The 16,549-nt window shown below is 56.6% G+C and carries 18 protein-coding genes; 14 read left to right on the forward strand and 4 right to left on the reverse strand.

The window, feature by feature from the left end; translation table 11 throughout:
- Window positions 1-11: 11 nt before the first annotated feature.
- From C1N56_RS09670 to C1N56_RS09695, 6 genes are all read left to right on the forward strand, one after another.
- Window positions 12-977, forward strand: coding sequence for a sugar-binding transcriptional regulator (locus tag C1N56_RS09670; RefSeq protein WP_021506007.1), 966 nt, complete (start codon window positions 12-14; stop codon window positions 975-977).
- 156 nt (window positions 978-1,133) lie between these two features.
- Window positions 1,134-2,237 carry an ABC transporter ATP-binding protein gene (locus tag C1N56_RS09675; protein ID WP_058758581.1) on the forward strand — a complete coding sequence of 368 codons (1,104 nt, stop codon included), beginning with the start codon at window positions 1,134-1,136 and terminating at the stop codon, window positions 2,235-2,237.
- Window positions 2,238-2,264: 27 nt separating this feature from the next.
- A complete protein-coding gene (locus C1N56_RS09680) occupies window positions 2,265-3,542 on the forward strand; it encodes an ABC transporter substrate-binding protein (protein ID WP_394516592.1) in 1,278 nt (425 codons plus the stop codon).
- Between the two features lie 10 nt (window positions 3,543-3,552).
- Window positions 3,553-4,464: a carbohydrate ABC transporter permease gene (locus C1N56_RS09685; RefSeq protein WP_059008859.1), complete on the forward strand. Its 912-nt coding sequence runs from the start codon at window positions 3,553-3,555 to the stop codon at window positions 4,462-4,464.
- Complete coding sequence (locus C1N56_RS09690; RefSeq protein WP_394516593.1) at window positions 4,461-5,279, forward strand: carbohydrate ABC transporter permease; 819 nt, start codon at window positions 4,461-4,463, stop codon at window positions 5,277-5,279. Before C1N56_RS09685 ends, C1N56_RS09690 begins: the two co-directional genes overlap by 4 nt.
- Window positions 5,280-5,291: 12 nt before the next feature.
- A complete protein-coding gene (locus C1N56_RS09695) occupies window positions 5,292-6,236 on the forward strand; it encodes a metallophosphoesterase (protein ID WP_141495425.1) in 945 nt (314 codons plus the stop codon).
- Here the strand turns inward: C1N56_RS09695 and C1N56_RS09700 are convergent.
- Window positions 6,220-6,888, reverse strand: coding sequence for an MmcQ/YjbR family DNA-binding protein (locus C1N56_RS09700; RefSeq protein ID WP_394516594.1), 669 nt, complete (start codon window positions 6,886-6,888; stop codon window positions 6,220-6,222). The genes C1N56_RS09695 and C1N56_RS09700 overlap by 17 nt on opposite strands.
- Window positions 6,889-7,116: 228 nt before the next feature.
- Between C1N56_RS09700 and rluF the strand changes: the two genes are divergently transcribed.
- On the forward strand, window positions 7,117-7,998 hold the full coding sequence (gene rluF / locus C1N56_RS09705) for a 23S rRNA pseudouridine(2604) synthase RluF (RefSeq protein ID WP_021506014.1): 882 nt from the start codon (window positions 7,117-7,119) through the stop codon (window positions 7,996-7,998).
- Between the two features lie 46 nt (window positions 7,999-8,044).
- Here rluF and C1N56_RS09710 read toward each other — a convergent pair whose 3' ends face one another.
- Window positions 8,045-9,070, reverse strand: coding sequence for an NADP-dependent oxidoreductase (locus C1N56_RS09710; RefSeq protein ID WP_394516595.1), 1,026 nt, complete (start codon window positions 9,068-9,070; stop codon window positions 8,045-8,047).
- Window positions 9,071-9,327: 257 nt separating this feature from the next.
- On the opposite strand from C1N56_RS09710, the gene C1N56_RS09715 reads away from it, so the two are divergent.
- From C1N56_RS09715 to C1N56_RS09725, 3 genes are read left to right on the forward strand one after another with little or no spacing between them, the layout of a single operon-like run.
- Complete coding sequence (locus tag C1N56_RS09715; RefSeq protein ID WP_058758570.1) at window positions 9,328-9,981, forward strand: hypothetical protein; 654 nt, start codon at window positions 9,328-9,330, stop codon at window positions 9,979-9,981.
- 2 nt (window positions 9,982-9,983) lie between these two features.
- Entirely contained in the window at window positions 9,984-10,694 is a 711-nt protein-coding gene (locus C1N56_RS09720; protein ID WP_394516596.1) for a hypothetical protein, read from the forward strand.
- Complete coding sequence (locus C1N56_RS09725; protein WP_058758568.1) at window positions 10,694-11,344, forward strand: SpoIIE family protein phosphatase; 651 nt, start codon at window positions 10,694-10,696, stop codon at window positions 11,342-11,344. Before C1N56_RS09720 ends, C1N56_RS09725 begins: the two co-directional genes overlap by 1 nt.
- Window positions 11,345-11,446: 102 nt before the next feature.
- On the opposite strand, the gene C1N56_RS09730 is transcribed toward C1N56_RS09725, so the two are convergent.
- Together C1N56_RS09730 and C1N56_RS09735 are read right to left on the reverse strand one after the other, a co-directional pair.
- Window positions 11,447-11,797, reverse strand: coding sequence for a DUF3147 family protein (locus C1N56_RS09730; RefSeq protein ID WP_021506022.1), 351 nt, complete (start codon window positions 11,795-11,797; stop codon window positions 11,447-11,449).
- Between the two features lie 46 nt (window positions 11,798-11,843).
- The gene (locus C1N56_RS09735) at window positions 11,844-12,119 is read right to left on the reverse strand and encodes a metal/formaldehyde-sensitive transcriptional repressor (protein ID WP_058769814.1); all 276 of its coding nucleotides are present in this window, start codon (window positions 12,117-12,119) and stop codon (window positions 11,844-11,846) included.
- 121 nt (window positions 12,120-12,240) lie between these two features.
- On the opposite strand from C1N56_RS09735, the gene C1N56_RS09740 reads away from it, so the two are divergent.
- The 4 genes from C1N56_RS09740 (at window position 12,241) to C1N56_RS09755 (ending at window position 16,458) form a co-directional block, all read left to right on the forward strand.
- Window positions 12,241-12,423: a DUF1289 domain-containing protein gene (locus C1N56_RS09740; protein WP_021506023.1), complete on the forward strand. Its 183-nt coding sequence runs from the start codon at window positions 12,241-12,243 to the stop codon at window positions 12,421-12,423.
- Window positions 12,424-12,690: 267 nt separating this feature from the next.
- On the forward strand, window positions 12,691-13,761 hold the full coding sequence (locus C1N56_RS09745; protein WP_394516597.1) for an amidohydrolase family protein: 1,071 nt from the start codon (window positions 12,691-12,693) through the stop codon (window positions 13,759-13,761).
- The gene (locus tag C1N56_RS09750; RefSeq protein ID WP_394516598.1) at window positions 13,736-15,010 is read left to right on the forward strand and encodes an MFS transporter; all 1,275 of its coding nucleotides are present in this window, start codon (window positions 13,736-13,738) and stop codon (window positions 15,008-15,010) included. Before C1N56_RS09745 ends, C1N56_RS09750 begins: the two co-directional genes overlap by 26 nt.
- Before the next feature lie 332 nt (window positions 15,011-15,342).
- Window positions 15,343-16,458: a lactonase family protein gene (locus C1N56_RS09755; protein ID WP_394516599.1), complete on the forward strand. Its 1,116-nt coding sequence runs from the start codon at window positions 15,343-15,345 to the stop codon at window positions 16,456-16,458.
- The last annotated feature ends 91 nt before the right edge of the window (window positions 16,459-16,549 follow it).

Here is a 16,549-nt window from a genome sequence, read left to right on the forward strand (position 1 = left end):
ACAGGTAACGGATGGAAAAAAACACGCTTTCTCAGGACTCCGAGCTGCTGACGGAAATTGCCGTCGCCTACTATCAGGACGAAATCACCCAGGAGGAGATTGCGCGTAAGTTTGGGATTTCCCGTATCAAGGTGGGGCGACTGCTGAAACGCGCGCGTGAAGAGGGCATCGTCGAGATCAATGTGCGCTACCATCCGGTGTTCAGTACGCGGCTGGAACAGCAGTTGCAGACGCGCTTTCCTCATCTGCAGCGCGCGCTGATTGCCCTCGATTCGCCAGACAGCGACGAGCAGCGGCGTCAGGTGGCGGCGCTGGTGTCGGCGCATCTCGCGCAGTCGCTGAAAGACAACGCCATTGTCGCCGTGGGCCAGGGGCGCAACGTGGCGGCCGTCGCCGATTATCCCGGTCAGGTGCCGACGCGCAACTGCCTGTTTATCAGCGGCATCGGCGGCACCCATCGTCCGGGGGATGCCATCAACGCGGACCACATCAGCCGCCGGCTGGCCAAAAAGTTTGGCGGCATCAGCGAAACCCTGTACGCCCCGGCTTACGTCGAAAACCGGGCGCTGCGCGACGCTTTCATGCAAAACGGCACCATCAAAGAGACGCTCGACCGCGCGCGGAAAGCGGATGTGGCACTGGTGGGCATCGGCGACATGAACGAAAACAGCTATATGGTGAAGCTCGGCTGGTTCACACCGCACGAAATCATTGATGCCAGCGTCAATCAGGGCGTGACCGGTGATGTGGCCGGCTATGATTTTTTTAATGCCCAGGGCCAGCACGTGGATACGGTGATGAACGACCGGGTAATTGGCCTGAGTATCGACGAGCTGCGTAAAATTCCCTGCGTGATTGCCATTGCCGCTGAAAACACCAAAGCCATGGCGATCCTCGGCGCGCTGCGCACCGGCGCTATCGACATCATTGCCACCACGGCGCAGAACATCCGCACCATTCTGAGCATGTCGCAGTAACGCATAAACGCCTGCCCGGCGCGGCCTGCGGGCGTGCCGGGTGAGGGGGATTCTGCGCCAGGTCGCTGTCCATCACCCAACCGTCACGTCAGCGCCATAAATCTTTCATCCGCCTCAGCTAGCTTACCGCCATTCTGATTTCAGGACTGCGGATGCATGAGCCATCTCTCGCTGCAACACATCACCAAAACCTGGGGCGATAAAATCGCGCTGCAGGATATCAGCTTCGACGTGGCGCAAGGCAGTTTCGTCGCACTGCTGGGGCCTTCAGGCTGCGGTAAATCGACGCTGTTGCGCACCCTCGCCGGGCTGGAAACGGCCGACAGCGGCCGCATTTATTTCAATCACACCGACGTCACGCCTCTGCCACCGGCGCAGCGCAAGCTGTCGATGGTGTTTCAGTCTTACGCGCTGTTTCCTCACCTGAGCGTGCGGGAGAATCTGCTGTTTGGCCTGAAGGCGCGCGGTGAAGATAAGCAACAGTTTGCCGCCCGGCTGGCGCAGGTCAGCGCACTGCTTGAACTGGAACCGCTGCTGGCGCGCCTGCCTTCACAGCTCTCCGGCGGGCAGCAGCAGCGCGTGGCGCTGGGCAGGGCGGTGATCGCCAACAATACGCTGTGCCTGATGGATGAGCCGTTATCCAATCTGGATGCCAAACTGCGCCAGAGCATGCGGCGCGAAATCCGCGCGCTGCAAAAGCAGCTCGGGCTGACCATGTTGTACGTCACCCACGATCAGACCGAAGCGATGAGCATGGCCGATCACATCATTCTGCTTAACGATGGCCGCATTGAGCAGCACGGCACGCCAGACCAGCTCTACAACCAGCCGGCGAGCTGTTTTGCCGCGCAGTTTATTGGCGCACCGCCAATGAATATCCTGCCACTGCACAGCAAAGGCGCGCATCACTACCTCAGCCATCTCAGCACACCGCTGCTGAGCTATGCCGGCGAAACGGCGCTGAGTCTGGGCCTGCGCGCGGAGGATATCCAGCTGGTCGCCCCGCAGCAGGCCGCGCTGAGTGCGCGGGTAGTGAGCTACGAATACATGGGCGCGGATACGCTGCTGGTCTGTCGGTTGCCCGGCATCACGGAATCACTGACCGTCAAAGTGCCCGGCCTGCAGCGCTTCACGGATGACAGCCTGGTCGGCCTGCAGTGGTCCACCAGCCGGCAATACCTGTTTTCCACCACCAGCGGCCAGCGCTGTGTCGCTGCTGAACACCCGATGTTGCTCGCTGAGAAAAAATACGCTGTTTAACCGTTGTCGTTTATTCAAGGGAAAATCATGTCTGCGATCCGTTTCTCGCCTCTGGCTTGTGTCGTTATGCTGTGTGCCTCCGCGTCGGTGTTTGCTGCTGAGCCGGTGAAGTTACAGATGTACTATCCGATTGCGGTCGGCGGTAAAGTCAGCCACACCGTGGAAGCCCTGGTGGCGGATTTTGAAAAACAGCACCCTGAGATCAGCATTCAGCCGGTCTACACCGGCGATTACGCCACCACCGTGACCAAAGCGCTGACGGCGTTTCGCGGCGGTAACGCACCGCAACTGGCGGTGATGGGCGATATTGAAGCCTGGTCGCTGATGGATGCCGGTGCCATCGTCGCCGCCAGCGATTTAGCCACGGGTGAAGAGGGCAAACAGTGGATCGACAGCTTCTATCCGGCCTTTCTGCGTCGCATTGAGGGCAAAGTGTGGGGCGTGCCTTTTCAGCGCTCAACCGTGGTGATGTACTGGAATAAACAGGCATTTGAGAAAGCCGGCCTCGATCCGAATACACCGCCCGCCACCTGGCAGCAGGTGGTGGCATTCAGCAAAAAACTGACGCTGAAACAGGCCAGCGGCGTCAGCCAGTGGGGCATTGAAATCCCTTCCACGCCGAACGGCTACTGGAATTTCCAGGGGCTGGCAGCCACCAATGGCGGACGGCTGGATAACGGCAAGGGCAACGCCGTGTATTTCAACACGCCGGGCAACGTGGAAACCCTGCAATGGCTGACCGATCTCGGCCAGAAAGAGGAAGTCTCGCCGAAGGGTGCGATTGCCTGGGGCACCACGCCGCAGGACTTTATCAGTGGTAAAACGGCCATGATGGTCACTACCACCGGTAACCTGACCAACGTGCACGATAACGCGACCTTCCCGTTTGGCGTCGCCATGCTGCCGGAGAAAACCCAGCGCGGCAGCCCGACCGGTGGCGGCAACCTGTACGTGTTCAAAAGCGCCTCACCGGCGCAGCAGCAGGCGGCGATGCGCTTCATCCGCTGGGTCACCGCACCGGAACAGGCCGCGCGCTGGAGTATCGCTACCGGCTATGTCGCCACCTCGCCGGCAGCGTGGGACACGGCGGCAATGAAAGCCTATGTGCAGCAGGTGCCTCAGGCACTGGTGGCGCGTGAGCAGCTGAAATATGCTCAGCCGGAGCTCTCGACCTACAACAGCGTGCAGATTCAGGACGCGCTCAATCACGCCATTGAAGCGGCGGTGACGCAGAGCAAAACCCCGGCCCAGGCGCTGGCCGATGCGCAGAAACAGGCTGAGCGCCTGCTGAAAAATTATCAGTGACGGCCGCGTGATGAGCTCATTCTCTGGCAGCGCCGCCACGCTGCGCCCGCGCGGGTGGACACTGCAGCTCAGCGGCTATTTGCTGCTGCTGCCCGCGCTCAGCTTCCTGCTGCTGTTTACTCATTATCCGGCGCTGGCCACGCTGTGGCAGAGCCTGTTCAGCGCCGCGCGCGCTTCGCATCCGGCCCATTTTGTCGGGCTGGATAACTATCGCGCGCTGCTGGATGACGACATTTTTATGCAGTCGCTGTGGAATAACCTGCTGTATGCGCTGATCACCATTCCGCTGGCGGTGACGCTGGCGCTGCTGATGGCGCTGGCGGTCAATCGTCGGCTGCGCGGCAACGCACTGGTGCGTGCGGCCTTCTTCATTCCGTCGCTGCTGCCGATGATCGCCATCGCCAATCTGTGGCTGTTTTTCTATACGCCACAGCTTGGCATCCTGAATAGCCTGCTGGCATGGTTTTCGCTCCCGGCGGTCAACTGGCTCGGCGAGCCGGATACCACGCTGTACTGCCTGATGGCGGTTTCGGTATGGCGCGAGGCGGGTTTTTTCATGATCTTTTACCTCGCCGCCCTGCAGCAGATCGATCCGCGTCTCAGCGAAGCCGCTGCGATTGAAGGCGCATCGCGCCGTTACTTTTTCCGCCGCGTGCAGTGGCCGCTACTGCTGCCAACCACGCTGTTTGTGCTGATCAACGCCTCGATGAACGCCTTCCGCATTGTCGATCAGGTGATTGCTATGACCAACGGCGGCCCGAACAACAGCAGTAGCCTGCTGCTGTTTTATATCTATCGTACCGCGTTCAGTTTCTGGGACATGCCAGCCGCGTCGGCCATGACGGTGGTGCTGCTGGTGATCCTCGGATCGATTGCGTTGATCAAATTTCATCTGCTGGACAAGCGAGCCCATTATCAATGAAAGCTGCATCTTCTCCGGGCGGTTTTGCGCTCAACCTGCTGATTTGGCTGGCCGCGCTGCTGTGGAGCTTGCCGATGGTGGTGGCGCTGTGGATTGCCATTCATCCGGCCGCCGGACAGGGGCACTTTTCACTGCTGGCGCCGCGGACGCTGGAGAACTTCATCAATGCCTGGCACGCGGCACCGTTTGCCCGCTACTTCCTCAATACCACGCTGCTGGTGCTGATGATTGTGGTGGTCCAGCTGGTGCTGGCCACGCTGGCCGCTTATGCCCTGGTGCGGTTCCGCCTGAAATTTTCCGGTTTCCTCTTCGCGCTGATTCTGCTGCAGCTGATGATCAGCCCGGATGTGCTGATTCTGAATAATTACCGCACCATCAGCGCGCTCGGGCTGCGCGATACCCTGACCGGCATTGCGCTGCCGTACTTTGCCTCGGCGTTCGCCATCTTTCTGCTGCGGCAGACGTTCAAAAGCATTCCGCTGGTGCTGGAAGAGGCGGCAACCGTTGAGGGGGCCAGCCGGTTTTACATTCTGCGCCACATCTACATTCCGCTGGCAAAGCCAATCTATGTGGCGTTCGCGCTGGTCTCGATCAGCTTCCACTGGAACGATTTTCTCTGGCCGCTGGTGATCACCGACTCGGTTCAGGTGCGTCCGTTAACCGTCGGGCTGCAGCTGTTTTCTGCGCCGGAGCAGGGCGTGCAGTGGGCGCTGATTGGGGCAGCTACGCTGATGACCACCTTGCCGTTGCTGCTGCTGTTTTTGCTGTTCCAGCGGCAGTTTATTCAGTCATTCATGCGTGCCGGTATTCGCTAAGGAGAGCCACAGATGGGATATGCCCATGCGCTAACCGCAGCGCAACGCCAGCGGCTCGGTGATGTCGCTGAGCTGTATCAGTTACCGGATTTACGCGCGGCACCGCTCGACGGCACGCTGCGCTTCGGGCTGCTGGCCGATCCGCAATATGCTGACGTTGAGGCGGATGTCCCGGCGAATCTCTACTATCGTCATGCGCTGCATAAGCTGCCGCAGGCGATAACCGCGCTCAATCAGCAGCCGCTGGATTTTGTCGTTACGCTCGGCGATCTGGTGGATCGCCACTGGGCCAGCTATGCCACGCTGCTGCCGCTCTACGATCGGCTACTCCATCCACATGCCGTGGTGCTGGGGAATCACGACGCCCAGACCATCGCGCAGCACCTCGATGACGCGCTGCCGCTGCCAAAAAGTTACTATGCCTTTCAGCTGCCGGGCTGGCGCTTTATTGTCTACGACGGCAACGATATCAGCCTGTACTGCAATCAACACAACGGCGACGATCGCCAGCGCGCGGCCGCACTGCTGGCTGATTTACAGGCGCGCCAGCAACCGCAGGCGCAGCCGTGGAATGGCGCGGTCGGTGCGACTCAGCTGGCGTGGCTGGAAACGCAGCTTATCGAGGCCCGCGCCTGCGGCCAGCAGGTAGTGGTGTTCGGCCATTATCCGCTGGCACCGGGCTACAGCCACAGTCTGCTCAACGGTGCGCAGCTGGCAGAACTGTTCTGCCGCTATGGCGTGCGCGCCTGTTTTGCCGGCCACGATCACCGTGGCGGCTATCATCGCCGCGCGGATACCGTGTTTATAACCCTGCAGGGGATGCTGGATGGCCCGTCGCGCGTGCCCTTTGCGGTGGTGGAACTGACGGGCGAGACGTTGCGGCTGCGCGGATGGGGCGGCGAAATCAGCCGCGAAGAGGTATACGGTGCCGCGCCGATGGCTAGCCGGCCAGGTTAAAACTGTTGTCAATGCGCAACAAAACCTCGGCCGTCGGGACTGATCCATCCAGACACAGGGTGACCCAATGCTTTTTGTTCATATGGTAGCCCGGGAAATATACCTCGCCATCGACCAGCGAAGCGATCGTCTGCGGCGAGGCTTTAATATTGACGATTTCAATCAGGCTATCATCCGGTCGGCCCAGCTTGCTGCTGTGAATCATCAACAGCGCGCCGAACCACTTTTGATTATCTTTGCGGCGAAAGATGGCGTTTTCAGGAAAGCGCGGCCATAAGAATTCCAGCTCAGTCTGATACTGCTGTTTTAAGTGCTGAACGATCGCATCGGCCTGCGCTGTTTTGAAATGCTTCTGCGGGAAACAGTTTTCTGCGATATCCAGCAAGATAGCGTCATGTTCTTCACGAACCTGCCCCACAAAGGCACCGGTGGCAGAAGTAATACGATGAAGAATGTAATCTTCTCCTGTGACTTTATCGGTAATGGTGGCGGCAATGTCACCCTGAGTAGTGATGTTTACCTGCAGGGTGAACTGCTTATTCATCACATCACAGCGGTAGCCGTAATCCTGCCCGTCCTTGCGGAAACCGTAAGCCAGCAGCTTTTTCACATTCATTTCCCGGCTGACGAAAAGATGATTTACGTTGTACATTTTCATGCCTGGTTAACGGAGAGGTGTTCAGAATACCCGGAGTTTGCTCAGGGGCGTGCGGGCTATTTTAACCGACAGGATGGATTTTTATGTGCCATAAATCGCTATGACACCCGGCACCGCTTTTTCGCCATATCACACCGCAAAGAACAACCGCCACCGGACGCTTAACCCAGCCTTACGCAACGCGCGCACATGCTGTATAGTCCGTTTTTTTTCGGAGGAACCATGCTGCCCAACTCATCCACGCGCCTGAATAAATACATCAGCGAGAGCGGAATCTGCTCGCGCCGTGACGCCGATCGTTACATCGAACAAGGCAACGTTTTCATTAACGGCAAACGCGCCAGCGTCGGTGCGCAGGTGTTCGCCGGGGATGAGGTCAAAGTCAACGGGCGGCTGATTGAACCGCGCAACGAAGACGATCTGGTATTAATCGCCCTCAACAAGCCGGTGGGCATTGTCACTACCATGGAAGAGGGCGAGCGTGACAACATTGGTGACTTCGTCAACCACAGCAAGCGCGTGTTCCCGATTGGCCGGCTGGATAAAGACTCGCAGGGGCTGATTTTCCTCACCAATCACGGCGATCTGGTGAATAAAATCCTGCGCGCCGGTAACAATCACGAAAAAGAGTACGTGGTCACGGTAGATAAGCCGATCACCGACGAGTTTATTGCTGGTATGGCGGCGGGCGTACCGATGCTCGGCACAGTGACGAAAAAATGCAAAGTGAAGCGGGAGTCGACCTTTGTATTTCGTATTATCCTGGTGCAGGGACTGAACCGGCAGATTCGCCGCATGGCCAAACACTTTGGCTATGAAGTGACGAAGCTGGAACGCACGCGGATCATGAACGTGAGCCTGAAAGGTATCCCGCTTGGTGAGTGGCGCGATCTGACGGACGATGAACTGATCGATCTGTTTAAGCTGATTGAGGATTCGTCGTCAGAAGATCAAAAAACGCAGCAGGCACAGGCGAAGAAGAAAGCGGCGACGCCCGCCGCGAAAAAACCGGCCGTCAGCGCACCGAAACAGAGTGACAAAGCGGGTCAGGGCGCGAACCGCAAGCGCTTTACCCAGCCGGGACGCAAGAAAAAAGGGCGCTGATCGCCCTGACTTGCCGCCGCACCTGAAATGCGGCGGCACAGTGACATTACGCCACTTTCACCACGGTTTTGCCGAAGTTTTTGCCTTTCAGCATGTCAATAAACGCCTGCGGCGCATGCTCCAGCCCTTCTACCATGTGTTCGCGGTACAACACTTTTTGTTGCTCGACCAGCGGCGTCATCGCCTGCAGGAATTCCGGATAGCGATCGCCATAATCCTGAAAGATGATGAAGCCCTGCATACGGATGCGGCGTTTCAGAATCCCGCCCATGATCAGCGGCGTGCGATCGGGGCCGGGTGGCAGTTCGCGACTGCTGTAGCCCGACACCAGGCCACACACCGGCACGCGCGCGGCGGTGTTGAGCAGCGGGAAGACGGCATCGAATACTTTGCCGCCGACGTTTTCAAAATAGATGTCGATACCGTCCGGGCAGGCGGCCGCCAGCTGTTCCGCGAAATCGTCACGATGATGATCGATACAGGCGGAAAAACCGAGGGTGTCAATCGCGTAGCGGCACTTCTCCTCACCGCCGGCCACGCCGACGACGCGGCAGCCATTCAGCTTACCGAGCTGACCGACCGTGGCACCCACCGGTCCGGTGGCGGCGGCGACAACCAGCGTTTCACCGGCTTTGGGCTGACCGATATCCATCAGGCCCATGTAGGCGGTGAAGCCCGGCATACCCAGAATGCCCAGCGCCCAGGATGGATGGGGCAGATGACCGATTTTAGTCACGCCAGTGCCATCGGACAGGGCATAGCTCTGCCAGCCGCTGGCCGCCAGTATCCAGTCGCCGACGCTGAAGTCCGGATGCTGCGATTCCGCCACCTGGCATACGGTGCCGCCGACCATCGGCTGGTCGAGTTGCGCCGGCGGCGCGTAGGATTTGCTGTCATCCATGCGGCCACGCATATACGGGTCGAGCGACAGATAGTGGGTGCGCAGCAGCATCTGTCCCGCCTGCACCTGCGGCAGCGGTTGTTCGACAAAGCGGAAGTTCTCTTTCACCGGCTCGCCGTCCGGGCGTGACGCCAGCAGCCAGGCGTGATTGAGTGAAGCGTGTTGAGTCATAGCATTTCCTTGTTTCTGCGCGGGTAAAACAGCAAGTGTAGCCAATGATCGGGCATGGAATGGATGATTGATGTGGGGCCGGATGTGCCATCTCGCCATAAGAGACTTTCTTCTGAGCAGTTTCTGCGGGTCGCCATGTCCGCTATTTTGCTGGTAGCCGTGGATTAAGCAGTGCAAAGTTTTTCTTGCTTTCCTGCCTGAAAGGAAACAGCATTGTCCTGCGTCCCGGGACACAGGACAGGGTGAGGTTAGCCGATATGAAAGGTCAAGACATTTTATTGCTGCTAAAACTGGTATCGCTGCAGCGCCAGGAAAAAAATTTAAACGATAGTGAAGGCCTCAAAACGGACGTACTATCGTGGCAGGACTGGGAAATCACGGAAGAAGATGAGTTGAAGCAACAAGGCATCATTGAGTCAGGGGGAATTGAAGCTTATCGGGAAAGCCTTTATACCGTTCGTGGCCTGGAAAGAACCACGGGTATAAGCAAAACCCAAATCGCCGATTCAATCAGGCGATGTACAGATATTGGTCTGGTCCGTAAAGACCGTAAATATGGCGTGCCGAGAACCAATAAGAAATCCCTGCTGGAATTTTTTATCTACGGAATCAAATATGTTTTCCCTGTTAAGATGGGAGAGTTGACACGCGGAATAGCCACCTCTTTCTCTGCACCAGTGTTGAATGAAAAATTATTCAGCGCAGGTGAACTGGTGGCTGTCTGGCCTGATGAACGTGCAAAAAGCAAAGGTTTAAAAGTAACACCTTTATTTCATTCCGTGCCCTATGCTGTCAGGCAGGACGGTGACCTCTATGCAATGCTTGCACTCGTGGATGCTATCCGGCTTGGAAATCCACGTGAAGCGGGGGTTGCCGCCAAAATGCTGGAAAATATGTTTACGGAGATGTGATCATGGAAGCTACCCAACAACATCGTATGCTGGTAGAAGTGGCTCGTGCTCTGGGTGCTGATTTGGTAAATCAGGTCACTTTTGTCGGGGGATGCACTACGGCGCTTTTACTGACAGATGAAGTTACGGCAGAGCAGGTACGGCATACAGACGATGTGGATTTAATTGTTCATGTAATTAGTTATACAAAATATTATGCTCTTCAGGAGGAGTTACAAAGAAGAGGATTTAAAATAACGGCACCAGATCCAGATGAAGACATTCCCATTTGTGCAATGCAACTCAATGAACTGCGTGTGGATATTATGCCGGATGATGAATCTATCCTTGGATTCAGCAACAGATGGTATAAAAAAGCCATGCAAAACGCCATTGATTATAGGTTATGTGAAGATATCACCATAAAGCTCGTTTCCCCGGATTATTTTGTTGCCACCAAACTCGAAGCCTGGCTTGGCAGGGGTAAGGGAGATGCATTGACCAGTCGCGATATTGAGGACATCATCAATTTGATTGATGGCCGTGAGGAACTTATCGATGAACTGAGCAATACCGCAGATGCAGTTAAAGCATTTATCTCCGAGCAATTTAGCCGACTACTGGAAGATAGTAATTTTGAATATGCAGTAAGCAGCCAAAGCAATAATAACCCTCAGCGTGAGCGTATTATATTTGAACGCATTGAAGAAATAGTTGCCAGGACTTCATGCTAATGCAAATTTCATGGAAAAGTCAGCAAGGCGTCTCTCGTAGTGATAATAATGATTATGTCGCCATCAGTGCTAGTGACGGCCGCTTTATTGCAGTTATCGTCGATGCATTAGATAAAGGTAGGGCGCCTCGTCGCCTGGCTGAATATTGGGCGAAAGCACTATCAAGGCAGTATACAAAGCACAAACATGCATCAGTTGTGTCGCTTCTGAAAGAGATTCACCGCACACTCATTCCTGACTATCTTACCGAAAGTGCCAGCTATACACTTATTGATTTAGACATAGAAGGGCGAAGCGGAAAGGTCATTTATGTCGGCGATTGCAGGTTAGGTATAAGCAATAATGGCAAAACTAACTGGGTGAATGAGCCCCATATTATGGTTAACACTTTCCCTGGGCTGGGTGACGGCTATGCTAACATTCTCACCCGCGTGCTAAAAGCACGGCGCTTTACATTACCAGATCAGATAAGTTTTGAATGGCGAGATGGAGAGATGCTACTGCTTTGTACCGATGGTTACTGGCGCTCCGAAAGCGATAATCAAGAATTCGCTCATGATGATACCAGTGTGCTTATAGTGAGGCCTGAAAATTCAGATTTAACCATTACTATTGATTCGGATTGTGACAACTTTTCAGTGATCGATTAAAGCTGAAATCCAGTTGCATTGACCGTTAGTAATTCCCGCTCCTCGTTCGCCAACAGAGCAGATGAGCCAGCCTAAACCCGCAGGAATTGATGCGGCTTGCGTCTACATAAGAATGATACCAAACCGCTTCAGCAACAGCGCCCAGAGGGCGAACAACACCACGGTAATCACGCAGGAGAGTAACAGCGTGAGCCAGAAGCCGGCGCGCTGGTAAAAAAACGGAAACAGGATAAACATCGGCAGTGTCGGCACCACATACCAGAACGTATACCATGCGTGAGCGGCAATCTTTTCCTGCGTTTGTCCTTCTATTTTCATCCAGATAAGCACCAGCAAGGTGACCAGCGGTAAAGCGGCGAGCAGGCCGCCCAGACGATCGCTGCGTTTCGCGGCTTCTGAGATCAGTACCACCATAAAGGCGGTTAACGCGTATTTTGAGATTAGCCAGAGCATCGTTATTCCCGATAATTATCATTAAGCCGACTGCGTGCCTGAGGTTCTATTTCAGGTAAGAACGAATGACCGCGACGATCTCTTCCAGATCCTCACTTCGCGCCTGCGGCGTAGCCTCTGCGTTCATCAAATGTTCGCGTATATGGCCTTCGAGCAATTCGCTCATCAGGCCATTAATAGCGCCGCGCACTGCCGCAACCTGCTGCAGTACCTTGAGGCACTCCTCACCCGATTCGACGGCGGTTTCCAGCGACGCCGCCTGACCTTTTATGCGTCGAATGCGGGTGAGCAAGCTTTTCTGATTTCTCAGGGTATGGGCCATAACTGCCTCCGTTTGATCATGTCCTATACTGGGGTATAGTATATAACTCACTTTACGGCGCTTTCGGGCCGCCTGCAACTGATTACCCCGACATTGACATCCAAATCCCAGGAGGCTGGATATGGCCGCAAAATCGCCGTGCATCGATCTCTGTGTGTTTGATACGAAAACCGGCTGGTGCGAAGGATGCGGACGCACCCGTGGGGAAACCCAAAGCTGGCGTAAGCTTTCGCCTTACCATCGCAAAGCGACAGAGCGGGCGCTTCCGGCGCGCCTGAAAGCGCTTAAAACCCGAGAGGCGTAGTCTTGTTTGTCAGGACGAGGCGACACATATTGAAGGTGACGCTACTACCAAAGATTGAAACCTGACGGTGTAGCAGGACATTTGTGATTAACATCTTACTTACATCATTAACATCCCCTTTTTGCTGGCTATCAGTTATGCGGTGAATCTATAGTCAATTTACTATGTAAAACTGTGTTTTATCTGGTGCAACTCATGGCTTTGGCGATGAGGTATGCCAGCAGCGTTTCAGACCTGATTTAAATCAGGCAGTTAAGAGGGGATACTATGGAGATCGTTAACGCACCGCATCTGCCAGTCAGAGAGCACTGGCTGGCACTGCATCATGAACCCGCTTTGATGCCCGACCTGCCGATGGTCGATGCGCATCATCACTTATGGGACCGCCAGTCAGGGCGTTATCTGGCGCCTGAATTCAGCCACGATATCGAAACGTCCGGCCACCGGATACTCTCCACCGTCTACATTCAATGCCGTTCAATGCTGCGCCGTAACGGACCGGAGGCCTTCAAACCCGTCGGTGAGGTGGAGTTTGCCAGCGGCGTTGCGGCAATGTTTGACAGCGGCCATTACGGCGCGGCGGCAGGCTGTGAAGCGATTGTCGGCGGTGCCAGCCTGCTGGCTGGCGATGACCTGCTGCCGGTGATTGAAAGCATGACGGAACGTTCAGGGGGACGATTATGCGGGATGCGTAATCCGCTGGCCTGGCACGATGACCCACGCGTGGTATCCAATCCCGTGACGCCGCCCGCCGGTCTGGCGGCCAGTGCCGCATTCCGGCGCGGTGCCGCATGCCTGGCCCGCAAAGGACTGTCGCTGGATGTCTGGGTTTATCACACCCAACTCGATGAAATCGCTGAGCTGGCACGGGCGCTACCCGATCTGCACATTATTGTGGACCATTGCGGCGGGCCGATCGGTAGCGGGCCGTATGCCGACAAACGGGATGCCACCTTCCAGGAATGGAAAAAGGCCATCATCGCGCTGGCGGCGTTGCCAAACGTGAGCATCAAAATCAGCGGTTTCGGCATGACCGTCATGGGCTACTCCTTCGCTCAGCATGCCACGCCACCCGACTCCCTGACGCTCTCGCAGGCCTGGCGGCCGCAGTTTGAAACCCTGGTTGACGCATTTGGCGTCGGGCGCTGTATGTTTGCCAGCAACTTCCCGGTCGACAAAGGGATGTTCAGCTACGGCGTATTCTGGAATGCCTGTAAAAGGCTGGCTGAGCACGCTTCGCCGACCGAAAGAGAACAGCTGTTCTGGCGCACCGCGGCTGCACGCTATCGCTTATCCTCCCTGGAGAATATGGATGAATATCAAATCAAGACTGCATGAAGCGCCTCCCCTGGCGCAGGATGCGTCCGCTGCAGCGATCTCGTATACATCGGCAGAAAAAAGGACGCTGGCGCTGGGCGGGTTAGGGTGGACGTTTGAAAGCTATGACTCGTTTTTGCTCTCGCTGTTACTACCGGTACTGGGCGTGGTATTTGATGTCAGCAAAACGGAACTTGGCGTGTTTATCAGCACCACGGCAGGCGGGCAGATTATTGGTGGCATTCTGTTTGGGCTGGTTGCCGATAAGATCGGACGCGTCAGAACGGCCTTTATCTGTATCGCGATCTATTCACTCTTCTCCGGACTGCTGGCGTTCTCCCACAATCCTCAGGCGTTTGCTGCGCTGCGATTCTGCGGTGCGCTGGGTATGGGCGGCATGTGGACGTCAGGAGCGGCACTGATCGCCGAAACATGGCGTCCGGAACGTCGTGCACGCGGTGGCGCGCTGATGCAAATGGGGTTACCGGTGGGGGCGATCCTGGCGATTGGCCTGACGGCGCTTGTGACGGCCCTGACCGGCGGGCTGGAAAACGGCGGCTGGCGCTACCTTTTCATGATTGGCGCACTGCCGGTGTTTATCATGATGGTTATTGCTTATATCACGCCTGAATCACCCGTCTGGCTGGCGCGCCAGCAGGAACGCGCTCACCGCCAGAGCAAAGAGGCAGGTACCGGCAAAATCAACCTCAAAGGATTGCTGCTGGCATTTACCTTTATCTTTTTCATTCAGTACCTGTTCTGGGGCGTATTCACCTGGACGCCAACCTATCTTCGTGAAGTTAAGCATCTCGATTTTCTTCACAGCCTGAAATTTGTGCTGGCCCTGCAAACCGGTGCCATTGCTGGCTTCCTGGTGTTCTCACTGCTGGCCGATAAGTGGGGGCGCAGGCCGATGTTTCTGCTCTACCTGTTTATCGGTGCGGTGGCGGTCGGCATGTATCTGGCGACCACTCAGCCGCTGATTCTGATGGTCGCGATCTTTATGGCAGGGTTTGGCGTAAACGGTATTTTTGCCGGCTCCGGTCCTTTTCTCGCCGAGATCATTGGCGACACGCAGTCACGCGGCTTTTTAATGGGGCTGGCGTATAACGGCGGGCGCCTGGGCGGCTTTATCGCGCCACTACTGATTGGCTTTGTGGCCAGCGTTGGAGGATTCACCGCCGGGCTGGCCACCACGGTGATCGCCTTTCTTGCCGCGATGGTGGTGGTCTGGTTAGCGCCAGAAACCAAAGGCGTGAAGTTGCAGTAAGCTTTGCGCCTGTCGCGCAATCGGCAGGTTAAAACCTGTGACACCGCTGAATACCTGACGCGCTGTCAGGTGTTCAGCCGGTTTCCGCGTTATTGTGTGGTATACCCACCGTAGCCAGAATCATCACCGCAAAATCCTGCACCACATCGCGGCCACGCCAGGTGAGCGCGCGCACAAACCCGGACAAAACATCAGGTTCGCCGGCGCGCTAATTGCCTGATTAGCATGGCTTGCTGGAGAAGTGCCCAGGTGACGTCGGGCAATCTCACATAACAGGCGCATGCTTTACTGCGTATAACCGGGTCTGATTACCCCTCATCAAGGAGAACACCATGATAAACAGCCTGCGCACCGTTACGCTGCTGGCGGCAATGACGGTGAGCGCGCCACTGCTGGCGCAGACCTTTGTTTACGTATCCGCCGCCGACGACGGCACCATCGCGCGCTATACGCTGGACGCACGCAGCGGCGCTTTGCAGCTGCTTGGCCACACTGAGGCCGGGGGCAAAGTGATGCCGATGGCGCTCAGTGCGGATCACAAAACGCTGTACGCGGCGATTCGCAGTAAACCGCTGCAACTGGCGAGCTGGCAGATTGACTCGCAGAGCGGCGAGCTGAACAACCGGCACACCGTGCCGGCTGCGGCCAGTTACCCCTACATCAGCACTGACCGTCAGGGACGCTTTCTGCTGGGGGCCTCTTATGATGGCGACGTGGTGCAGGTTTACCGCCTGACAGCCAGCGGCACCATCGCTACGCCGCCGGTCGGCAGCTATAAAACCGGTCATGCGGCGCATTCGGTGATTATCGATGCCAGCGGTCGTCACGCTTACGTGGGCAATCTTGGCACCGATCGCGTGCTGCAGCTCAGGCTGGGCGCAGACGGCACGCTCAGCGCCCTCGGCAAGGGGGAGGTAGTAACCGCCGCCGATAACGGTCCGCGTCACTCAGTGTTGTCGCCGGATAATCGCTATCTGTACAACATTGGTGAAATGGGCGGCATCATTACCCAGTTCCGGCGCGAAACCAGCGGCGAACTGGTGAAAGTGGCGGAAACGCCCAACGCGGTGGCGGCACAGTATCATCTGCAACATGGCCGTGAACGGCCGCCGGGTTACAGCGACAGCACGCCGCGCATCTGGTCAGCGGATATCCAGCTGACGCCGGACGGGCGTTTTCTGTATGTCAGCGAGCGCACCAGCAGTACCGTGAGCGGTTATCGTGTTAACCAGCAGGATGGCAAACTGACGCTGATCGGCAGCTGGCCGGTGGAGAAACAGCCGCGCGGCATGGCGATCAGCGCCGATGGCCGCTGGCTGGTGGTGAGCGGTGAGAAGAGTGCGGTTATTGGCAGCTACGCGATTGAGGCGCGCAGCGGGGCGTTGCAGCGGGTGGGCGAGGCGCCAGCCGGCCGGGACGCGAACTGGGTGACCATCGTCAGCTATTAAAATGATCGGGCGCAGGAAACTGCGCCTTATTGCGCGAAATTATTTTATGGATAGCATCGTCCGGCAGCAAAGTGTGATCTGCGACACATTT

It is taken from the genome of Pantoea sp. SGAir0175, assembly GCF_043547855.1.